This window comes from Shewanella acanthi (assembly GCF_019457475.1).
In the GTDB taxonomy this organism is placed as follows: Bacteria; Pseudomonadota; Gammaproteobacteria; order Enterobacterales; family Shewanellaceae; genus Shewanella; species Shewanella acanthi.
The window spans coordinates 2,006,534-2,026,583 of sequence record NZ_CP080413.1 but is presented as its reverse complement, the minus strand read 5'-3'; the positions used below and the strand labels follow the sequence as shown (position 1 = coordinate 2,026,583).

Genomic DNA, 20,050 nt, shown 5'->3' with positions numbered 1-20,050 from the left:
GTTCATCAATACGAAATTAGGTAATTTTGTTGGGAATCGTAGTCAGTATTTTTGGAAATTAAATCGGCATTTTTGACGTGATTACAAAGGTTGAAATCACATGTTTAATTTAAATTTCAATAAGTAGGGCTATTCTCATCTGATCAAGGATTTTCATCGGGAAGATCAATTACCAAATTGCATATGTACAAGATCACAAACACAATGAATTTAACATAATATACATTGTGCGCAGTTTTGTGTAGGAGGGATTTGGGGGGCCGATTTAGCCATTTCACAATTATCAGCACTAACTCTTGTGATTCTGTCAATATCAGTCAAGTACATGCAAATGATCTAAAGGCTTATTGAACGCACTTTCATGTCGCTCGACTTGTGTAGTGTGTAAATACTTTGAAGTCGTGTCGATACTTTCATGTCCCGCGTCGGCTTGCACATGGGATAATGGACGACCATTAATATTGATGTCATGAGTTATTCCTGTATGGCGAATATTATGGGCCGTAAGTTTGCGCATTTGCTGGGCGTCGAAATCAAAACCGTCAGCTTGGGCATTATCTGCAGCAGTATCAATAATGAACTGAATATCATCACGGATTTGGCGAATGCCTAGGTTTGCATTGATGACACCGACTTCACGGCCACGTCCTGCTGCACGGTGACGAACGAACAATGGATGACCATCATTTTGGCTTGGTAAATCAGATAAGCCTAAAAACTGCCGATAGTTAACTAAACCCGCCAACAACGCTTTTGAAATCGCAACACTGCGTTTTTTGCCACCTTTACTTTGCGGAATATGAAAACTCCAAATTCCGGACTGCAGATTTTGTCTAAATTGTCCCATAACAGGCGAATAACCAACCCTTGCCGAAACGTCAGAAATACGCAAATAGCAGGAATAAATTAATGAAATTAAGAATAAACTGCGCTCGTGAACTTCTGGTGTATCCTGAGCAAGTTTTGTCACAGTGCTCATTACATAGGACCATTGTAATTGTGTGAAAGCTAATGTGTTTTCATCATCATCGGATTGACGTACAAACTGTTTATTGACGGAGAATCGACTGTGATTAAGCCAGATTTGTGCCGGGTTTCGCTCACAAAACTCCTCACTCATAAGATAACTATAAAATGAAGATAGGATGGCTATTTTAGTCTTAAGCGCATTGTCACTTAAGGTGTATGGCTGAATTTGCCCGAGTTTTTTCTTGCCCACAAATGGACGCCACAACTCATTAGGTACCCGCTCACCCCGCAGTTTATCGAGCTTAAATTGGGGTACATTGAAATAGCCAATAAGTGCCTGTGGTGGGTTTAAACAGTAATCAACATAACGGCTCATGTCTTTACGAAGTACCTGCGTTGGTGAAATACAGGCTTCATCAAAGCACCAATGCAGGAATGTGGTAACCTCACTACGGTAGGCTTTGTAGTTGTTTTCGCTGTGCTTTTGCTCGAATAACCAATCACTTGCGTGCTCTAATACCAAGCCAGCATCGGGAATATCCCCAAGACTTAACGCTGTGATGTATTGATTAACGACGCTATTACCTTGTTGAATGAATTCAATTGAATCAAAAAGCGGTAAAGCCGGAGGGTTTTTCATATTATTCATAATTTTTAGATAGTTAGACTATGATAATACTTTAACGCAAATGCCGATAACGTTATTTATCGGCATTTGCGTTAATACTAATTTTCCGACAATTGAAATGTGTACATTGCGCACAGCTTAATCCATTTTGGCAACAGCTAAGACACAGCTTCCAAACTTGACGTTTTGATTGGGTATCTAAACAGGTAAAATCCGCCGCACATAAGCTACCATTTCGAATAAGTTGCGCTAATTTATCCACACTTATTGAAAGGTGTATCCTTTCCTGCATCGCTCACCCCTACTATTTGCAAAGAGACTTCAAAATACCACTCGCAAATAGGAATTGTTATCATTAAATACTGATTATGGTCACTCACCTTCCTCTTAGGATGATTAGTAATGACATTATCTTAAAGCCTGTATTTAAGTTTTATCACTATGGAGTGAGCAGCAAACACAATGGATCTTATTCCTTAAAATTGAAGCGCCCTACTCTTTACAAAGATGGCATGTCCTTTGTTGATTAAAGCAAGTTCCCTTCCTTCTCAGACTTAGCAACAACATGTCATTTTTTCAGCAGATGTAACCCCAACTAAATAAGCATGAGTGTTAGGCGCGATGTATTTATCGAAAACGTCACAAAGAATGGATAAGCATTTACGGCGTTGAACACAGAAGTTAACCGCCTAAAAAGCGCTCTTAAAACCGAGTCTATTAGTCCATCATTGACTATATTGACCTTGGTACTTTTTTGAGAGGATTGTTATTATTACGTTAATTAAGTAATTGCTTATTTGGGGCTATCAGCTAAAAAGTCAAAGATAGCAGTATACTTTTCTCCGTTTTTATTGAAATCGATAAATCCACGCCACACCATATAACCACTACTACATGAGCCATAGATAAACTGCCCTTGATAATGATTTTTATCCATTTGATGAATATTTACAGGGATAACCCCCATAAACATATCTCTTCCCTCTAAACGTACACTTAAAACATCAACATTTTCAGAGAATAGCATATTCAATTTTATCGGCTTTTCAGAGGGTGCATCATCGGGGTCCATGCTTAATTCAATATTAATATTCCCGATCGATTTAAGGCATTTCCCGCGACTAAACTCGCACAATGAAGCATCATTTCCAATGGATTTTGATGGTATTTCAACGTTTTTATCGGAAGCAGTCAGAATTACCAACAATATTAGCGGCAACAGGAGAAGATAGTACTGTTTTTGCACAAATTTTAACCTTCCATTGCAAGATGTTAACATTCTATTGCAGAGGTTGATCTGGATCAACTTTCTAAGGCTATCTTCGGTTTCTTTTTCGACTATGCTCAAGTATCATCGTCTAGCCTTACTTTTGAGCATTAATGTGAGGTTAACGCATTGACACGGAGTGAAAACCCGAATAGGGAAAGCCGCTCTGTGCCACTATAAACAGGTAAAGTTCGCTTTACTAAAAGAAAAGTAATAAGCAGTGGAAGCATTATGATGAACCATTCCCAGCCAACCGGCGCTGATTACAATTACACCATTGTCCGCCAATTTGCCTTAACCACTGTATTGTGGGGTATTGTTGGTATGTCAGTCGGTGTATTGATTGCGGCTCAGTTAATCTGGCCACATCTGAACTTCGATACCCCTTGGTTAACGTATAGTCGCTTGCGACCATTACACACCAATGCGGTGATTTTCGCGTTCGGAACATCAGCCCTTTTCGCAACATCCTATTATGTCGTACAACGCACCTGTCAAACCCGTTTATTTGCGCCTAAATTAGCCGCATTTACCTTCTGGGGTTGGCAAGCCATCATTCTATCAGCCGTCATTACCCTGCCATTGGGTTACACCAGTGGTAAAGAATATGCTGAATTAGAATGGCCAATCGATATCGCTATTGCGATCGTTTGGGTTTCCTATGCAGTAGTGTTCTTCGGCACTATTATCAAACGAACAACATCGCATATTTATGTCGCGAACTGGTTCTTTGGTGCATTTATCATTACCGTTGCCGTACTTCACATTGTTAACTCAATGGCTGTGCCAGTAAGCTTATTTAAGTCTTACTCAATGTACAGTGGCGCCGTCGATGCAATGGTGCAATGGTGGTATGGTCATAATGCGGTAGGTTTCTTACTTACAGCTGGCTTCTTGGGGATGATGTATTACTTCGTTCCTAAGCAAGCAGGTCGTCCTGTTTATTCTTACCGTCTGTCTATCGTCCACTTCTGGGCGTTGATTGCACTTTATATTTGGGCTGGCCCTCACCATTTACATTACACTGCGCTGCCTGACTGGACCCAGTCATTAGGTATGGTAATGTCGCTGATCCTATTCGCGCCTTCATGGGGTGGTATGATCAACGGTATCATGACCTTATCTGGTGCCTGGCACAAACTGCGTACCGATCCTGTATTGCGTTTCCTAGTTGTTTCATTGTCATTCTACGGTATGTCTACCTTTGAAGGCCCAATGATGGCAATCAAGACGGTTAACGCCCTCTCCCACTACACAGACTGGACCGTAGGTCACGTTCACTCAGGCGCGCTAGGCTGGGTAGCGATGGTGTCTATTGGTTCACTTTACCACTTAGTGCCAGTACTTTATGGCCATGGCCGCATGTATAGCACTCAGTTAGTCAACGTCCATTTCTGGTTAGCGACTATCGGTACTGTACTGTATATCGTTGCAATGTGGATTTCGGGTGTAATGCAAGGTCTAATGTGGCGTGCAGTAAACGCTGACGGTACCTTGACCTATAGCTTTGTTGAAGGTCTAGAAGCGTCTTATCCATTCTACTTTGTCCGTTTCCTCGGTGGCTGTTTCTTCGTGACCGGTATGTTGTTAATGGCATATAACGTTTTCCGCACCGTGAAAGCCCCTAAAGATTCATTGCCAGCACTGGCTGAAGCAAACGCAGCTTAAGGAGCAATTACGATGAAATTTAATCATGAAATAGTTGAGAAAAACATCGGATTGCTCGCGATCTTTACCGTGATTGCTATCAGCTTTGGTAGCTTGGTTGAGATCACGCCGCTGATTTTCCAAAAGGACACCACTGAACCCGTTGAAGGTTTAAAGCCTTATACAGCGCTGCAGCTTGAAGGTCGCGATATTTATGTGCGTGAAGGTTGTTACAACTGCCACAGCCAAATGATCCGCCCTCTTCGTGCTGAAACTGAGCGCTACGGTCACTACTCTGTGGCCGGTGAATCCGTTTGGGATCACCCTTTCCAATGGGGGTCTAAACGTACAGGCCCAGATTTGGCCCGTGTGGGTGGTCGCTACAGCGACAAATGGCATGAAGTTCACATGATTGACCCACGTGCAGTGGTACCCCAATCGAATATGCCAGGCTTCCCTTGGCTTGCCGAGAATAAGCTAGACGGCAAATTGACCGGTGACAAGATGACTATTCTACGTAACATGCATAAAGGCGGTTACAAGGGTAACGATCTATACACCGACGAAGAAATTGCAGGTGCTCAGAAGGCGGTAGAAGGTAAAACCGAACTCGAAGCCTTGATTGCATATCTTCAGTCTTTGGGTCACGCACTCAAATAAGGAGGCAATATATGGATTACGGCACATTACAAGGAATATTAACCCTCATTGTGATGCTGACCTTCGTCGGTATATTTGCTTGGGCATATAGCTCGCGTCGTCAAAAAGCCTTTGATGAAGCAGCTAACCTAGTGTTTTCCGATGAGGAACTCACAAAGGTATCGAAGGACTCAGGAGAGAATAAGTAATGAGTAGCTTCTGGAGTATTTGGATTAGCGTACTCTCGTTAATTGTGATTGCTGGATGTATCTTCCTGCTGCGCGCCTGTTCTAAGAACAATACGCACGTAGAAGAAGGTGAATCTATGGGGCACAGTTTCGATGGTATCGAAGAACTCAATAACCCACTGCCAAAATGGTGGAGTTATATGTTCTATATCACAATCGTGTTTGGTTTAATTTACCTAGCCTTGTTCCCTGGCTTAGGTAACTACCAAGGCCTACTTAATTGGACTAGCTCTAACCAAAGCATCGGTACAGAAAAAGGCATTAAGGCCGATTCTGCTGCTGCGATTGAATTAGCAGCCAAAGAAGGCCGTTATGTGCAGTACGATCAGGAAGTCAAACACGCTAACGATAAATATGGCCCAATTTTCGCGGCTTACTTGGCAACACCACTCGAGGAGCTGGTGAAAAACCAAGAGGCACTAAAAGTGGGTGGTCGTTTGTTCTTGCAAAACTGTGCTCAGTGCCATGGTTCTGATGCACGCGGTAGCAAGGGCTTCCCGAACCTGACAGACAGTGATTGGTTATATGGTGGCGATTTGGCAACCATCAAAACCACTATCATGAACGGACGCCATGGTATGATGCCCCCTAAAGGTGGTCTGCCAATTGATGATAGCGAAATTGCCGGTCTTGCCGAATATGTCGTTAAGTTATCAGGCCGTGAACACGATGCAACTTTGGCTGCACAGGGCCAAGGTTCATTCATGAAAGGCTGTTTTGCCTGCCATGGTATGGACGCGAAAGGTAACAAGCTAATGGGTGCTCCTGACTTAACCGACGATGTTTGGTTATACGGTGGCAGTCGTGGCATGATCGAAGAGACCCTCAAGCATGGCCGTGCTGGTGTCATGCCTGCTTGGAAGGATGTTCTCGGTGAAGAGAAAGTTCACGTTATATCAGCTTATGTTTATAGCTTGTCGAACAAGTAGTTAACATAAGCTGGAATAAGGCCTCGACCCTATCGAGGCCTTTTTTTTAAGGTGCTAATGCCCTGTTTTAACGGTAAAATGGCACAAAATTCATAATGGAATTAGACATGATCGAACAACAACCCTGGTATAAGCAGTTTTGGCCTTGGTTTCTCATTATTCTGCCTTTATGCGCTGTCATTGCGAGTTTCGCCACCCTAAAAATTGCCATCACAAACTCAGATTCCCTTGTGGCGACCGATTATTACAAGGATGGTAAAGCCATCAATATGGATCTCAGCAAAGTTAAATATGCCAAGCAAATTGGCATGCAGTGGCAACTAGAGCAGCATCAACAACTACTGTTGACCCAGCACGGAGGTCCAGAGTATCAAGCTGCATTGAAAGTTGAATTTTACCACCCAACAATTGCAGACAAAGACATTAAACTGACAGTCACTGCCGATGCCAACCGTGTATATCGTATCACCCTACCCGAAGTGCTGACAGGGGCTTGGGAGGTACGCCTTGAAGGGTTTGATGGGAAGTGGCGCATTCATCAACGCGTAGAACTAAAAGATAACGTCCAAGTGTGGTTGAACTAATTCAGCTTTCATTATCGGTGATGAACTAGAAGTATTCCTATGACAGTCTTAAGTTGTTTTCACTGTAATGAGCCTGTATTGACAGGCAATCAATTTGTCACCCATATCAACGGTAATGATGAACTCATGTGTTGTCCGGGTTGCCAAGCTGTCTCCCAAGCGATTGTCGATGCGGGTCTTTTAAGTTATTACAAATTTCGCACTGAGCCGGGTAGCAAACAAACCGCACTAGTGCCCGACGCGCTTAATGCTTTTAGTGCCTACGACTTACCCGAAGTACAGCAGGATTTTGTTCACTCAAAGGACAGCATTGATTCGGTGTCGCTTTCAATTGATGGCATCACCTGCGCCGCCTGTGCTTGGTTAATTGAACATAAGGTAAAACAGCTTAGTGGCATCCAACAAGTGATGGTCAATTCCACTACACAGCGGGCGATGATCACTTGGGATAACACCCAAATCAAACTCAGTGATATTTTGGGGCAAATTAGCCGTATTGGATATCAGGCTGCGCCCTATCAGGTAGATGAGCAGGAACAATTGGCAAAGCACAATAGCCGCAAATTTTTGCTGCGTTTAGGCTTAGCGGGTTTTGCCACTATGCAGGTAATGATGTTCGCCTTGGCGCTCTATACGGGCTATTTTACCGATCTTGACGTGCAGTACCGTGATTATTTCCGCTGGGTCAGTATGATATTCGCGACCCCCGTTGTACTCTATTCCGCTCAACCATTTTATTTCAGTGCCATTCGTACCTTACTAAGCGGCAAGCTCAATATGGATGTGTCAGTATCCATCGCCATCGGCGGCGCCTATGTCGCCAGCTGTTTTGCCACCGTAAAAGGCACTGGCGAGGTGTATTTCGAATCGGTTTCTATGTTTACCTTCTTCCTGCTGCTTGGACGTTATTTCGAGCAAAAGGCGCGGCAAAAGGCATCGGTAAGCTCCAGTAATTTGCATAAGTTAGTACCGTTAACGGCGCATCTGGTCACGGATAACAATATTGAAGAAATCCCAGCAAAGAAATTGCGATTAAACGATATTATTTTAGTGAAACCCGGTGAGATGGTTGCCGCCGATGGAATGGTGGTTGAAGGTCACAGTAGCATTAATGAGGCGATGCTGACCGGTGAGCAAATGCCAATTGATAAGCAAGCCAATAGTGAAGTCTATGCGGGTACGATTAACATAGAGCAACCGCTTAAGATAAAAGTTACCGCGCTTGGGCAAGATCAATTGGTTGCTGAAATCATTCGCCTGCAGGAACTAGCATCAAACACTAAGCCGGCAGTAGCCCTGCTAGCGGATAAACTTTCCCGTTATTTCTCCGGTACTATCCTTACCATCGCGCTGATAACGTATCTTGTTTGGCATCAAATCTCACCTGACGATGCCTTTTGGGTCACCCTCTCAGTCCTGGTAGCTACCTGCCCCTGCGCTTTGGCGTTAGCAACGCCAACCGCAGTAACCTGTGCAACCGCCATTTTTACTCGCTTAGGTATTATCACGCGTAAAGCGGGCGTGTTCGAAAAGCTACCGAAAATAAAGCATGTGGTGTTTGATAAGACAGGCACCCTCACCTGCGGTACGTTATCGGTTGGTGACATCACCTTATTGAGTGAATTGCCTAAAGAGCAGGTTCTGGCCATTGCTGCAGCACTTGAATCTAGCTCGCGTCACCCCATTGCTGCCGCCTTCGCGCCCTATGTTGATCATCAATTTAAAGTAGAAGATATCCACCATGAGGTAGGGTTTGGTATTCAAGCTGTCATCAACGGCTGTCAGTATCGTATTGGCAATGCCATTTTCACGGGAGCCGAGGAAAATAGTGCGAAACAGCAAATTTGGCTTTCGCGAGTCATTAAAGATCAAAACCAGCCAATTGCGGCGATTGAAATCAATGACAATGTCCGATGCGACAGTCTACTCACCGTATCTGAGCTTAAACAACGGGGCCTAAAGGTCAGTATCGCCAGCGGCGACAGTTCTGGGCATGTGAAGCAGTTAGCACAAACACTCGCAATTGAAGATGTGCATACAGGGTTAACACCCGAAGGCAAACTCAAACTTGTGAAACAATTGCAGCAAACACACCCTGTCGCCATGTTCGGCGATGGCATTAATGATGCGCCAGTCTTGGCGGGAGCCGATTTATCCGTCGCCATGGGGAGTGGCAGTGCGATTGCTAAAAACAGCGCCGATTTAATCCTCCTCGGTGACCATTTATCACGCTTCACTCAGGCAGTTTCGGTTGCTACACTGACCAATAATATTATTCGGCAAAATTTGCTGTGGGCCATTGGTTATAATGCCCTTATTTTACCGCTAGCGGTCACTGGCCATGTGGCGCCCTATATTGCCGCACTTGGCATGTCGGCAAGTTCCCTCATTGTCGTGGCGAACAGTTTGCGACTGCTGCGGTTTAAACAATAGGTATTTTAATTTAACTTATTGGATATTTGAGCTTTAAACATTAGCACTTTAAACCATAACAATAACAAATAGGATCGTGCCATGAGCATTATTTATGTCTTAATCCCTATCGCGATGATCTTCGTTATGATTGCCGTCGCCGTCTTCTTTTGGGCGGTTAAATCGGAGCAATTTGATGATTTAGACAGACAAAGCGTGTCGATACTATTTGATGAAGAACCCAAAAAACCTACGTCGAGTGACCACCCTTCAGCAAGTTCAACTGCACAGGATAAAGGCCTGCCACTGTGATTGAATATAATATCACTGGCGCCTTTCTTGTCGGTTTGATGGGGGCGGCCCACTGCTTTGGCATGTGCTCAGGTTTGGTTGGGGCCTTTTCAGCTCAATTACCTAATCCTAAACTCGGATCACATCATCAAAATCAACTCGCCCATCAACTTTCGTTCCTGCTAAGTTATAACCTAGGTCGGATTTTAAGTTACACCCTTGCAGGCACCTTGGTTGGCGGTTCTTCCGCAATGCTTGGCCATCTGTTTGAATTGGATTCTTACCTATTGGTGCTGCGGATTATCGCGGGGTTGATGATGATAGCCACCGGACTTTATATTGCCAAAATTTGGGCAGGCATCACCTACATAGAGCGCTTAGGTCAAGTATTATGGCAAAGCTTGAAACCCTTAGCTCAACACATTTTACCTATCAAAACGCCTTCACAGGCTATCATCGCTGGAATGATCTGGGGTTGGCTCCCCTGTGGACTGGTGTACAGCACGCTAACCTGGTCTGTGGCCTCAGGGGATGCGATTGAAGGGGGATTGATTATGCTGGCCTTTGGGCTTGGCACATTACCTGCGCTACTAAGTGCGGGGGTTGCCGCAAAGCAGCTGTCGCTTTGGGTACAGCATAAAACCTTTAGATTATTGAGCGGATTAGTATTAATTGGTTTTGGCGGGCAAACTTTATATATCGCGGTGTCCCAGCTTAACTAGCCCTACATTCTTAATTGGTTTACCATGACATTAGTGGATTAACTCGAGAACCGACATGACAATAGAACAGAATAAAAACCGTCGCCCCGCATCTGGTGGATGCACAATTCATTGTCACGATTGCAGCATGGGTACCCTCTGTATCCCATTTACGCTCAATACCAACGAACTCGATCAACTCGACGAAATCATCGAACGTAAAAAGCCGATTCAAAAAGGTGAGCAGATTTTCAAATCAGGTGACCCGCTAAAATCACTGTTTGCCATTCGTTCGGGTACCATCAAAAGTTACACTATTACAGAGCAAGGTGATGAACAAATCACCGGATTTCATCTCGCAGGCGATGTGATTGGTTTCGATGGCATTCACGCTCAGCAGCATCAAAGTTTTGCCCAAGCATTAGAAACATCTATGGTCTGTGAAATCCCCTTTAATGTCCTCGATGAACTGTCAGGCACTATGCCGAAATTACGCCAGCAAATCATGCGCCTCATGAGCAATGAAATCATGAGCGATCAGGAAATGATTTTACTACTTAGTAAAAAGAATGCTGAAGAACGTCTCGCAGCCTTTATCAGTAACTTGGCTAATCGCTTTGGCAATCGTGGCTTTTCCCACAAAGAATTTCGCCTGACCATGACCCGCGGCGATATTGGTAATTATCTAGGTTTAACCGTTGAAACTATCAGTCGTTTATTAGGCCGTTTTCAAAAATCGGGGCTTATCGAAGTTAAAGGTAAGTACATTACCATCGTCGAGCCCAACGAACTCAATTTATTAGCGGGTAACGCCCGCATCGCAAGGTAGTACTTCCAATATAAGAATGTCTTTTAAATGGATTTTTTGCGTTAGGTACTGGTTTTGATTAGAGATTTGATCTAGAACAATACAAAACACAACAAAAGGCTCATGATGAAGATGAGCCTATGAAAAAAGGAACATCCTATGAAGGACTATCATAAAATACTGGTGGTGGTTGATCCCACAACAGAACATCAAGTTGCCCTCGCCCGTGCAGTGGCATTAGCCAGTAAAAGTAATGCCCATGTGACGGTGTTTCTTTCTATCTTCGATTTTTCCTACGAAATGACCTCCATTTTGTCTAGCCAAGAGCGTGAGGCCATGCGTCAAGGTGTAATTGACCAGCGCCTAGCTTGGATAGCCGATCTCCTCACCGCCTATCAACACTTGAATTTACAGATTGATACCCAAGTGATTTGGCATAATCGCCCCTTTGAGAGCATCATTAATCATGCCATCAATGGCAAGTACGACTTAATCGTTAAAGGCACCCATGCCCACGACAAGTTAAAAGCGGTGATTTTTACCCCAACCGATTGGCATTTAATGCGCAAAGCACCGGTACCGGTATTGATGGTCAAAGACCATGATTGGCCGGAAGCCGGTAAAATTCTCTGCGCGGTAAACGTAGCTAGTGAAGATACCGATCATCAAATGCTCAATGGCAAGATTATCGAGCATGCCAAGGATTTAGCGACTAAGTTTGCGGCCGAAGTCCACTTGGTGAACGGTTATCCTGGTACCCCAGTGAACCTAGCAATTGAATTACCCGATTTTGACGCTCAAACCTATAACGATACCATTCGTATGCAGCACGAACAGCGTGTTCATTACCTTGCCAACGCCTACGGCATTGACCCTAATCGCTGCCATGTCAAAGAAGGTTTACCTGAGGATGTTATCCCAGAACTTGCAGAGCAACTTGATGCCGAGCTCGTTATCTTAGGAACGGTTGGCCGCACTGGATTTTCAGCCGCACTCATTGGTAACACAGCTGAACATGTCATCGATAGCATTAACTGCGATCTGCTAGCCATCAAACCCGATGGTTATAAATCGCCGCTCGAACAGGCATAAGCAGCACAGTGCTCTTTACCGCGACTTCGATAGCTGGAATAATACGCGCCCTGAAACTGAGTTACTGGGCGCGTTTTTTATGTTGGAAGCTATGTCTGAAGTTACATCTGAAGAATTATCAAAAAAGCAAACTACCCGTTTGAATAAATTGCAGAAACGTCTGCGCAGAGAAGTGGGTAGCGCCATTGCCGACTACAACATGATTGAAGATGGCGACCGCGTAATGTGCTGCTTAAGTGGTGGTAAAGACAGTTACGCTATGCTGGATATTTTGATTAATCTGCAGCAACGTGCACCGGTTCAGTTTGAAATTATTGCGGTTAACCTCGATCAAAAACAACCCGGTTTCCCTGAAGAGGTGTTGCCTGCGTACCTCGATACCTTAAATATTCCGTACCACATCCTCGAGAAAGACACTTACTCGATTGTGAAGGAAAAAATTCCAGAAGGTAAAACGACCTGCTCACTGTGCTCACGTTTACGTCGTGGCACCCTATATGGTTTTGCCCAGCGCATTGGTGCAACTAAGATTGCCCTAGGTCACCACAGGGACGATATCATCGAAACCTTGTTCCTCAATATGTTCTTCGGCGGCAAGATGAAAGCAATGCCACCTAAGCTATTGTCTGATGACGGTGCCAATGTGGTTATTCGCCCTCTGGCCTATTGCCGTGAAAAGGACTTAGAAGAATACGCCGAGCTTAAAAAATTCCCCATTATCCCTTGCAACCTCTGCGGTTCACAGGAAAACCTAAAGCGTCAAGCCGTTAAAGACATGCTAAAACAATGGGATAGACAATATCCAGGCCGTATTGAGACCATTTTCACGGCAATGCAAAACACCGCGCCGTCTCAAGGCGTTGACCGTGAGCAATTTGATTTTGTGTCATTAAAGCGTGACCCAAATGCGCCGATGAAGGGCGATGTAGCAGAAGCTGACCTACCCGCTTTTGACTTTTTGGATATATCAAATAGCGGCCATATTGATCTAGATGCCGCTAAACGTATTGATATCGTAAATGTCTACGAAGTGAACTAGTTATCAGCAAAGTGCCAATGCACTTAAGCTCGACCTATTGCAGGTCAAGATGCTAAAAAGTAGCCCACTGATGTGGGCTTTTTAACTTAATATTCCCTCAGTTGTAGTGAGTGAATATGAAGTGATTATTCTTTAGAAACACCTTATAAGATATATATTCCGCTCAAAACCTAGGTTGATACAATGGCGAAGGTGACATTTCGCTGTTAACACCCTCTCGCCAGCGTCTAAAATATTAAAGCCTTACCCGCCGTGGTGACCACCATTTCCCATTCCACATTGCATAACGGTTTGGCTTCCACCATGAGTCCCTGTTTTGATTGTCACAGTGCCCGCATCTGCAAACAAAGAAAATGAACCATTTTGCATGTCATCGGTATGCGGATTATCAAAATCTCCTAGGCAGCTATAGCCAACTCGATATGTGCCTGCAGGAAGATACCCCATCGCAAAATACCAGTTGCCTGCACTATCTTGTTTCAAAGGTGCGACGGTGATGGGAATCGCATGATCGCTATTCATCGAATCATGCATATCCCCCATTTGTGCAAGGCTTGTGACCCTATTGGAATACAGATAAACCAGATGAGTAAACACGCCTCCTGAGGGAAGCATTGCGGCATGATTCGCTTCACACTCGGCAATCCATTGGGGATCCATTTCTCCCAACAAATGCCCCATCACAGCATTATTAATTGACCAACTGCCATGATGACTTAAGGTATAGTTGTAGTTCTGATCGTGATTGAGCCCCATATACAGCCCAACTTCCATCGTAAAACGGGAGTGTTGATTGTCTGCAACGGAGAAGTTCATCAGCGGTAGCTGATCATCTTCAACCTGCATGGGATGAATGCCTTGGCCATCTTCTACATAGCAGCCGTTATTACCATCACCAGCGATCACCGACATGTACACATTGTGATAATCACCCACAGGAATAGACAAACCATCAACAATCGTCGCGCTTTGACTTCCTGGGTAATTAAGCAAATTTAAGCGCTTATGTTGTAATGAATAATGGTGCTCAATATTCGCAGCATCTGTCATCACTAATTCATCCAGTTGCAGCATCACTGCGACAACCCCCTTCATTGGGGAGTCTGATATTGCAATGCTCACTGTTCCTGTTGGCACTGCAGTTGCGGGAATAGTAGGAGAAACACTGCTCTTGTCGTCACTGCCTCCACAAGCAACCAAAAATAGACAGAAAAACACAGACATAGATTTATAAAACGACATTTTAACCTCCTCATGATTCTAACGATTCAGTAACATCGAAAATCATCATGGGAAAGGAGGTTAAAAAGTGTGATCTTAATCAAGTCAACCTGCAGTAAATTTACAAATTAATAGATTAATGCTCGATTTGTGAGCAGCCATTCAGAACCGACAATTCGCTATTCTCTTTGAGGTAGAAGTAAGGCAGTAAAAGGTCTTTCAATCTTCTCATGCTCCCTCATTCCAATGGCCTTACGTCTTTAGTGGTGGTTGGTGTGAAAACCACAATGCCATGAAACCCATACACAAAAGGATTGCTTGGATTATCCTAAACCTCTTCTGGAGTCCGCGAATCCTACAATGAAAAATCAATACTATGGCTATCACCACCACCCTATCAAGAACAAAAGTCACCTCAGGCATGACCTTAATGACTGTCGGCGCATTATGGATAATAGCCGGCGAAACATTAAGACAACTAGCGTTACACTGAACAGGTATTGTGTGTCTTCTGACTTTATGACAAAACAAGATGTGATTTAGGCTAGATTAATAGCGTTATTTAAGGGGAAAGAACATTAAAAATTGAGCAGCCCATCGACATTGTGTTTTACCGCAACAAAGAGTGATCAAAACGACTCAGCTCATTTGTTCAATTTTTAAAGTAGGAATTAAGACGGGACTAAACAGTTCGCTCAATACACACACTCGTAAAGTTAGGACGAACATTGCAATACTGACACTCGCTTAAGGATGGACAACGGTAACAACTGAGCGAGTGCATGTGTTAGTGGATAAGACTTGGTATAACAATTGGAACCTAGCTTTTTGATATCGCCAGCAAACGATAAAAATATGGAGTGAAAATAAATAAGAAGAAAAGTGTTATTTTTTAATAACACTCTTTACTTATCTTCAGCTAAGTTACTTGACCCATGGGCTGACTATTTGAGGTGGCTCACTAAATTCAAGAGTGCTCAACGTATGCAACGCCTCCAATGAAAGGTTGAAATTGTCGTTAATCACCTGCGATTTACCGTCAATAGTGACAGTCGCTTGCGGTTGCTGAGGCGGTACCCCATTGTTGACAGCGGTATTTTGTGTAGCAAGGACTGTGGTTTGACCGAACTTAAAATGCAGCCCTGCAATAGGGGCACTAAAATAGCGCATGGGAAATCCCTGAAGCTTAGCGAGCATGCTGTCCATCTCAGTGACTAATTGAGTTAAACGGGCCTTATCGTATCGCTGTGAGGGTTGTTTTGCGCGTACCTGCATTGCAATGCCGCACCCCTGAGCGCTGCCGGCAAAGTCTAAGTTGATTGAGGTGCGCTGCTCTTTTAAGCCATCATCTAAGGGAATAAAGAGCCGCTGATTATCGCCTATGGTTAATGGCAATGAAGATAATTCATTACTAATTGAGCCCTTTTCTATTTTACAATTAGCGAGCATTGGAACACTAAATGCCAATTCAACCAACTGAAAACTTCCCTTGTTAACTTGCTTTAAGCGTTCATAAAAGCCTTTATATTCAAGGGATATTGTTTCAGCATAGGCAGTGGTTGCACACAATAACATCCCTGCTAACAACCCAATTCTACGCATCAACTTTCTCCAAATATTTTGAATTATGACGTAACATATCGAGCAACTCATCGATATAGGCTTCTTGTCTTTCAGAATAATTCACAAGACCGTAGATGAGCTGATCCGCACTTGGTTCAAGTTCTTGGGCTCGTAAATCTGCTCGAATCGAACGGAAAAGATTATAGGCTGCATGCGAATTAAGATTGCGCATATAAGATGAAACCGAGGCATCAACCGATTCAAAAACTTTTACCTCATGGTTTTTTCCTGCGCCACGGGAGGATGGCACGAGACCACAACCGTCACTGAAGCACCATTCACCGAAGAAATTAAATCCCTCTTTGGCAAAACGTGAATTGCCCCAGCCAGATTCATTGGCTGCTTGGATCATCACCATCGATTCGGGAACAATATCAACTCGTTTAAGTAAACTACGCAGCGTTTTGGTGTCTACTGTACGCGCTGCATACTGGTATTTTGCAAATAGCTGTTCGAGTTGCAGCAACTGAGACTGGGGTATAGCTTCGTCATTTTCAACTAAGGCTAATATTTCAATGATAAAATCACGTTCAGTTGAAATAATGGCATTTTGTTGCGCGATGATTGGACGTAGGAAATCAAAAAAAGCGCGTTTCTTTTCAACAACGTCATTAATTGCCGAAAAGTCCGGAATGTGAGTCACTGGCTCAAAGGAGTTTTCCAGTTGACTTACAAAGGTTGTAGGCGTTTCTTTCGTGGGAAGGAGCCACACTCGTAATGAAAAAATCGCCATAATGACCGATGCCAAAGCCACAGTAAACGTACCAATTCTACCTGTTTTCAATAAATCACCTTCGAAAAAAATCATTTAGGGCAAAATAAGCGCCAGATTATACGGCAAAACTTAAAATTCACGAAATTTGTGTTAAAAACAGCCTGTCGTTAAGGTAATGTTTAGGGTATTACCACGCAATAATCGTCTACATTTTAGTCAGTTGCAGCAGGTGATAGATGAAGTAAAAGCACAGGCCTTATATACTAATCGTGCTTTTTTGCACATTGCTGTTAAATGACAATGAATGCCGATGATTGTTTTGGCATATTGCTCAAACGGGTCTTTTACACGGGACAAACGGAAACGTCTGGCACAACGGGTATTCAGGAAGGAAACCTTCACATGCAACATCAACATTTAAACCAGTTTTCAAATGTCGTGGCGATTGGCGGAGGCCATGGTTTAGGGCGCGTGCTTTCTGCACTTGATTTTCTAGGTAACCGTTTAACTGGCATTGTTGCAACAACAGACAACGGGGGTTCTACTGGGCGATTACGTGCTCAACAAGACTGTATTGCTTGGGGCGATTTACGTAACTGCCTTTCACAATTAGCTTTTAGACCCTCTGTAGGCTCTCAGCTTTTTGAATATCGTTTTAAAGGTCAGACAGAACTTAGCGGCCATACTTTAGGTAATTTAATGTTACTGGCCCTTGATGAACTTTGTGTGCGCCCGCTTGACGCTATCAATCTTATCCGCGGCATGTTAAAAATTGAGCCTCAAATTATCCCCATGTCGGAACAACCCACCCATTTAGTCGCTTTAGGGCATGACGGTGAAGTCGTCATTGGCGAAGTAAGCGTAGATGAAATGACAATCCCACCCGTTGGACTGGAGCTTGAACCTTTAGTCAGAGCGACAACGGAAGCCAGTAACGCGATTAAATGTGCAGATCTCATCTTACTAGGGCCTGGAAGTTTTCTTACGAGCATCATGCCACCGCTGTTGGTTCCTGAAATCGCTAATGCGTTAGCAGAGACAAAGGCACAAGTGATTTTTATCGATAACCTCATTCCAGAATCCTCCCCTGCGGGCAAGTGGCCGATTGAAGATCGCATGAATTGGTGCCACCGCGCCATTGGAAGAAATGTGATCAATAAGGTGATTTGTCACCATGAACAAGTGCGATTAAGCTCAATCATTAACTATTTCCCTCTAAAACATCAGCAGTTTCCAAGGCTTCATGATCCCGTACTATTAGTCGATGCCATCTCTGCAGTACTTCGAATTAACACCGATATTACCTCCATTGCCTCCTGACCACTTATCCAGTTTGTTGATGTGATGAATAAACAGCGAGAATGAAAAAGGACAGCCGAGGCTGTCCTTTTTCATTATACACCTGCTCTATTTACACAACTTGAGCAATGGCTTTACAAATAGCAGGCATGTTCGCTTTTGTCATACCAGCAACACTGATCCGGCCTGAACCTACGATATAAATACCAAATTCTTCTTTAAGACGAGTCACTTGGGCTTTATCCAGACCAGAGAAGCTAAACATCCCATTCTGGCGAGATATAAAACTAAAGTCTTGAGTTACACCTTCATCTTTCAAACTTTGCACAAAAAGGGTCCGCATTTCGGCAATACGCTCACGCATTTCAGTGAGTTCTTGTACCCACTGCGCCTTTAAGCCAGCATCACTTAAAATGGTGCTGACGATTAATGCGCCGTGCGCAGGCGGGTTTGAGTAGTTAGCACGAATAGTACGTTTGATTTGGCTAAATGCACGCACTGCTTGGTCAGCATCTTGGGCTACGACTGTCACTGCGCCAATACGCTCATTGTAGAGACCAAAGTTCTTGGAGAAGGAGTTTGCCACTAACAGTTCAGGTACCTTAGAAGCAACTAAACGTAAACCCGCCGCATCTTCTTCAATGCCAGCGCCAAAACCTTGGTAGGCAAAGTCAAATAGAGGTACCAGTTGTTTTGATGAGCAAAGTTCAGCAATAAGAGCCCACTGTTCTATCGTTAAATCAATACCCGTTGGGTTATGGCAGCAACCATGTAATAGGATAATATCGCCAGCTTGGGCATTAGCGAGGTCTGTCATCATGGCATCAAAATCAATATCATGGGCGCTTGCATTGTAATAACCGTATTCTTTAACGGTTAAGCCCGCAGTTTCAAAGATGTTTTGATGGTTAGCCCAGGTTGGGTTACTTACCCACACAGTTCGCGACGGGGTATTGCGCACAAGAAACTCGGCAGCTATGCGCAGCGCACCTGTACCGCCTGGCGCTTGAGCCGTAGCCGCACGGCCTGATACGACTAAGTCACTGCCTTCACCGAATAACAGCTCTTGTACCACACGGTTATAGGTTTGAACCCCCTCAATGCCGAGGTAGTTTTTGGTTTTCTCCTGATCAAGTAATAGCGCTTCAGCTTTTTTGACGGATAGCAAAACGGGAGTCAGCCCTGCCTCATCCTTATAGATCCCTACACCGAGGTTGACCTTATCATGACGAGGATCGGCTTTAAATGCATCGGTTAAACCAAGGATTGGATCGGCTGGAGCGAGTTCTACCTGTGAGAAAATCATGACTACTTATCCTAAATGTTCGCGTGTAGGGAAAAAACCGCATAGTTATACCACTCTCTTAGGGTGTGGAATAGCGCCTATAGCCACATCTTAAGGAAATAGTTTAAATATTATGGATTAGCTAATTTAATAGACAAGCTATTGCGGGATCAATGACTGCCAACGTGAAATTTTTGATAAATGTGATTCGTTTCTGATTTGAGAGCTCAACGAAGCATCAACCGCTCTTAGCTTAAATCCGCGCAATAAAAAAGCCTAACTTTCGTTAGGCTTTTTTTATGTTTGGTACCCGAGGCCAGACTTGAACTGGCACGCTGTTACCAGCGAGGGATTTTAAATCCCTTGTGTCTACCGATTCCACCACTCGGGCAAACTCTTTATATTAGTGACGGGAATCATGTCATTAATATTCGATACTATCGTATCTAAATCTATGGAGGCGCGACCCGGAGTCGAACCGAGATCGACGGATTTGCAATCCGCAGCATAGCCATTCTGCCATCGCGCCATAATTTCCAACGTTAAAAGTTGGAGCGACATATCGGGTTCGAACCGATGACCTATACCTTGGCAAGGTATCGCTCTACCAACTGAGCTAATGTCGCCTCGATGCCATACCTAATTTAATTAGG

The 20,050-nt window shown here is 44.0% G+C and carries 19 protein-coding genes and 3 tRNA genes; 13 read left to right on the top strand and 9 right to left on the bottom strand.

The window, feature by feature from the left end; genetic code table 11:
* Positions 1-313 precede the first annotated feature (313 nt).
* Positions 314-1,609: a tyrosine-type recombinase/integrase gene (locus K0H61_RS08910; protein WP_220052320.1), complete on the bottom strand. Its 1,296-nt coding sequence runs from the start codon at positions 1,607-1,609 to the stop codon at positions 314-316.
* A gap of 781 nt (positions 1,610-2,390) precedes the next feature.
* Positions 2,391-2,876, bottom strand: coding sequence for a hypothetical protein (locus K0H61_RS08905; RefSeq protein WP_220052599.1), 486 nt, complete (start codon positions 2,874-2,876; stop codon positions 2,391-2,393).
* A gap of 219 nt (positions 2,877-3,095) precedes the next feature.
* Between K0H61_RS08905 and ccoN the strand changes: the two genes are divergently transcribed.
* The 11 genes from ccoN to ttcA all read left to right on the top strand — a co-directional run bounded on the left by ccoN (position 3,096) and on the right by ttcA (position 13,254).
* Positions 3,096-4,532 carry a cytochrome-c oxidase, cbb3-type subunit I gene (ccoN, locus tag K0H61_RS08900; protein ID WP_220052319.1) on the top strand — a complete coding sequence of 479 codons (1,437 nt, stop codon included), beginning with the start codon at positions 3,096-3,098 and terminating at the stop codon, positions 4,530-4,532.
* A 12-nt stretch (positions 4,533-4,544) separates the two neighbouring features.
* The gene (gene ccoO, locus K0H61_RS08895; protein ID WP_220052315.1) at positions 4,545-5,171 is read left to right on the top strand and encodes a cytochrome-c oxidase, cbb3-type subunit II; all 627 of its coding nucleotides are present in this window, start codon (positions 4,545-4,547) and stop codon (positions 5,169-5,171) included.
* Positions 5,172-5,182: 11 nt separating this feature from the next.
* Positions 5,183-5,359 (top strand): cbb3-type cytochrome oxidase subunit 3, encoded by a 177-nt coding sequence (locus tag K0H61_RS08890; protein ID WP_220052312.1) that lies wholly within the window; start codon positions 5,183-5,185, stop codon positions 5,357-5,359.
* Positions 5,359-6,327, top strand: a complete 969-nt coding sequence (gene ccoP / locus K0H61_RS08885; protein WP_220052310.1) for a cytochrome-c oxidase, cbb3-type subunit III — start codon at positions 5,359-5,361, stop codon at positions 6,325-6,327. Before K0H61_RS08890 ends, ccoP begins: the two co-directional genes overlap by 1 nt.
* Before the next feature lie 107 nt (positions 6,328-6,434).
* Positions 6,435-6,911: a FixH family protein gene (locus K0H61_RS08880; protein WP_220052309.1), complete on the top strand. Its 477-nt coding sequence runs from the start codon at positions 6,435-6,437 to the stop codon at positions 6,909-6,911.
* 39 nt (positions 6,912-6,950) lie between these two features.
* Positions 6,951-9,344: a heavy metal translocating P-type ATPase gene (locus K0H61_RS08875; protein ID WP_220052308.1), complete on the top strand. Its 2,394-nt coding sequence runs from the start codon at positions 6,951-6,953 to the stop codon at positions 9,342-9,344.
* Between the two features lie 81 nt (positions 9,345-9,425).
* Positions 9,426-9,635 (top strand): cbb3-type cytochrome oxidase assembly protein CcoS, encoded by a 210-nt coding sequence (gene ccoS, locus K0H61_RS08870; protein ID WP_220052306.1) that lies wholly within the window; start codon positions 9,426-9,428, stop codon positions 9,633-9,635.
* Complete coding sequence (locus K0H61_RS08865) at positions 9,632-10,336, top strand: sulfite exporter TauE/SafE family protein (protein WP_220052304.1); 705 nt, start codon at positions 9,632-9,634, stop codon at positions 10,334-10,336. The genes ccoS and K0H61_RS08865 overlap by 4 nt, the downstream gene beginning before the upstream one ends.
* Positions 10,337-10,391: 55 nt before the next feature.
* Positions 10,392-11,144, top strand: a complete 753-nt coding sequence (etrA, locus tag K0H61_RS08860; protein WP_220052302.1) for an electron transport transcriptional regulator EtrA — start codon at positions 10,392-10,394, stop codon at positions 11,142-11,144.
* Between the two features lie 138 nt (positions 11,145-11,282).
* A complete protein-coding gene (uspE, locus tag K0H61_RS08855; protein WP_220052300.1) occupies positions 11,283-12,215 on the top strand; it encodes a universal stress protein UspE in 933 nt (310 codons plus the stop codon).
* A 79-nt stretch (positions 12,216-12,294) separates the two neighbouring features.
* Entirely contained in the window at positions 12,295-13,254 is a 960-nt protein-coding gene (ttcA, locus tag K0H61_RS08850) for a tRNA 2-thiocytidine(32) synthetase TtcA (protein WP_220052598.1), read from the top strand.
* Between the two features lie 243 nt (positions 13,255-13,497).
* Here ttcA and K0H61_RS08845 read toward each other — a convergent pair whose 3' ends face one another.
* Complete coding sequence (locus tag K0H61_RS08845) at positions 13,498-14,496, bottom strand: DUF4382 domain-containing protein (protein ID WP_220052298.1); 999 nt, start codon at positions 14,494-14,496, stop codon at positions 13,498-13,500.
* A 355-nt stretch (positions 14,497-14,851) separates the two neighbouring features.
* Here K0H61_RS08845 and K0H61_RS08840 point away from each other — a divergent pair, with 355 nt between their 5' ends.
* A complete protein-coding gene (locus K0H61_RS08840) occupies positions 14,852-14,968 on the top strand; it encodes a hypothetical protein (protein ID WP_220052297.1) in 117 nt (38 codons plus the stop codon).
* Positions 14,969-15,399: 431 nt separating this feature from the next.
* On the opposite strand, the gene K0H61_RS08835 is transcribed toward K0H61_RS08840, so the two are convergent.
* On the bottom strand, positions 15,400-16,077 hold the full coding sequence (locus K0H61_RS08835; RefSeq protein WP_220052296.1) for a DUF2987 domain-containing protein: 678 nt from the start codon (positions 16,075-16,077) through the stop codon (positions 15,400-15,402).
* Positions 16,070-16,882, bottom strand: a complete 813-nt coding sequence (locus K0H61_RS08830) for a glucosaminidase domain-containing protein (RefSeq protein ID WP_220052295.1) — start codon at positions 16,880-16,882, stop codon at positions 16,070-16,072. Before K0H61_RS08830 ends, K0H61_RS08835 begins: the two co-directional genes overlap by 8 nt.
* A 333-nt stretch (positions 16,883-17,215) precedes the next feature.
* Here K0H61_RS08830 and yvcK point away from each other — a divergent pair, with 333 nt between their 5' ends.
* A complete protein-coding gene (yvcK, locus tag K0H61_RS08825) occupies positions 17,216-18,133 on the top strand; it encodes a uridine diphosphate-N-acetylglucosamine-binding protein YvcK (protein WP_220052294.1) in 918 nt (305 codons plus the stop codon).
* A gap of 91 nt (positions 18,134-18,224) precedes the next feature.
* On the opposite strand, the gene K0H61_RS08820 is transcribed toward yvcK, so the two are convergent.
* The 4 genes from K0H61_RS08820 to K0H61_RS08805 all read right to left on the bottom strand — a co-directional run bounded on the left by K0H61_RS08820 (position 18,225) and on the right by K0H61_RS08805 (position 20,023).
* Positions 18,225-19,418, bottom strand: coding sequence for an amino acid aminotransferase (locus tag K0H61_RS08820; protein ID WP_220052293.1), 1,194 nt, complete (start codon positions 19,416-19,418; stop codon positions 18,225-18,227).
* A 283-nt stretch (positions 19,419-19,701) separates the two neighbouring features.
* Positions 19,702-19,788: transfer RNA gene (locus K0H61_RS08815), tRNA-Leu, on the bottom strand.
* Between the two features lie 64 nt (positions 19,789-19,852).
* Positions 19,853-19,926, bottom strand: a tRNA-Cys gene (locus K0H61_RS08810).
* 21 nt (positions 19,927-19,947) lie between these two features.
* Positions 19,948-20,023 (bottom strand) — tRNA-Gly (locus tag K0H61_RS08805).
* Positions 20,024-20,050 lie beyond the last annotated feature (27 nt).

Coding starts and splice junctions, on each gene's coding strand:
- K0H61_RS08910 (WP_220052320.1), bottom strand. CDS start 1,609: ATGAAAAACCCTCCGGCTTTACCGCTTTTTGATTCAATTGAATTCATT.
- K0H61_RS08905 (WP_220052599.1), bottom strand. CDS start 2,876: ATGTTAACATCTTGCAATGGAAGGTTAAAATTTGTGCAAAAACAGTAC.
- ccoN (WP_220052319.1), top strand. CDS start 3,096: ATGATGAACCATTCCCAGCCAACCGGCGCTGATTACAATTACACCATT.
- ccoO (WP_220052315.1), top strand. CDS start 4,545: ATGAAATTTAATCATGAAATAGTTGAGAAAAACATCGGATTGCTCGCG.
- K0H61_RS08890 (WP_220052312.1), top strand. CDS start 5,183: ATGGATTACGGCACATTACAAGGAATATTAACCCTCATTGTGATGCTG.
- ccoP (WP_220052310.1), top strand. CDS start 5,359: ATGAGTAGCTTCTGGAGTATTTGGATTAGCGTACTCTCGTTAATTGTG.
- K0H61_RS08880 (WP_220052309.1), top strand. CDS start 6,435: ATGATCGAACAACAACCCTGGTATAAGCAGTTTTGGCCTTGGTTTCTC.
- K0H61_RS08875 (WP_220052308.1), top strand. CDS start 6,951: ATGACAGTCTTAAGTTGTTTTCACTGTAATGAGCCTGTATTGACAGGC.
- ccoS (WP_220052306.1), top strand. CDS start 9,426: ATGAGCATTATTTATGTCTTAATCCCTATCGCGATGATCTTCGTTATG.
- etrA (WP_220052302.1), top strand. CDS start 10,392: ATGACAATAGAACAGAATAAAAACCGTCGCCCCGCATCTGGTGGATGC.
- uspE (WP_220052300.1), top strand. CDS start 11,283: ATGAAGGACTATCATAAAATACTGGTGGTGGTTGATCCCACAACAGAA.
- ttcA (WP_220052598.1), top strand. CDS start 12,295: ATGTTGGAAGCTATGTCTGAAGTTACATCTGAAGAATTATCAAAAAAG.
- K0H61_RS08845 (WP_220052298.1), bottom strand. CDS start 14,496: ATGTCGTTTTATAAATCTATGTCTGTGTTTTTCTGTCTATTTTTGGTT.
- K0H61_RS08840 (WP_220052297.1), top strand. CDS start 14,852: ATGGCTATCACCACCACCCTATCAAGAACAAAAGTCACCTCAGGCATG.
- K0H61_RS08835 (WP_220052296.1), bottom strand. CDS start 16,077: ATGCGTAGAATTGGGTTGTTAGCAGGGATGTTATTGTGTGCAACCACT.
- yvcK (WP_220052294.1), top strand. CDS start 17,216: ATGCAACATCAACATTTAAACCAGTTTTCAAATGTCGTGGCGATTGGC.
- K0H61_RS08820 (WP_220052293.1), bottom strand. CDS start 19,418: ATGATTTTCTCACAGGTAGAACTCGCTCCAGCCGATCCAATCCTTGGT.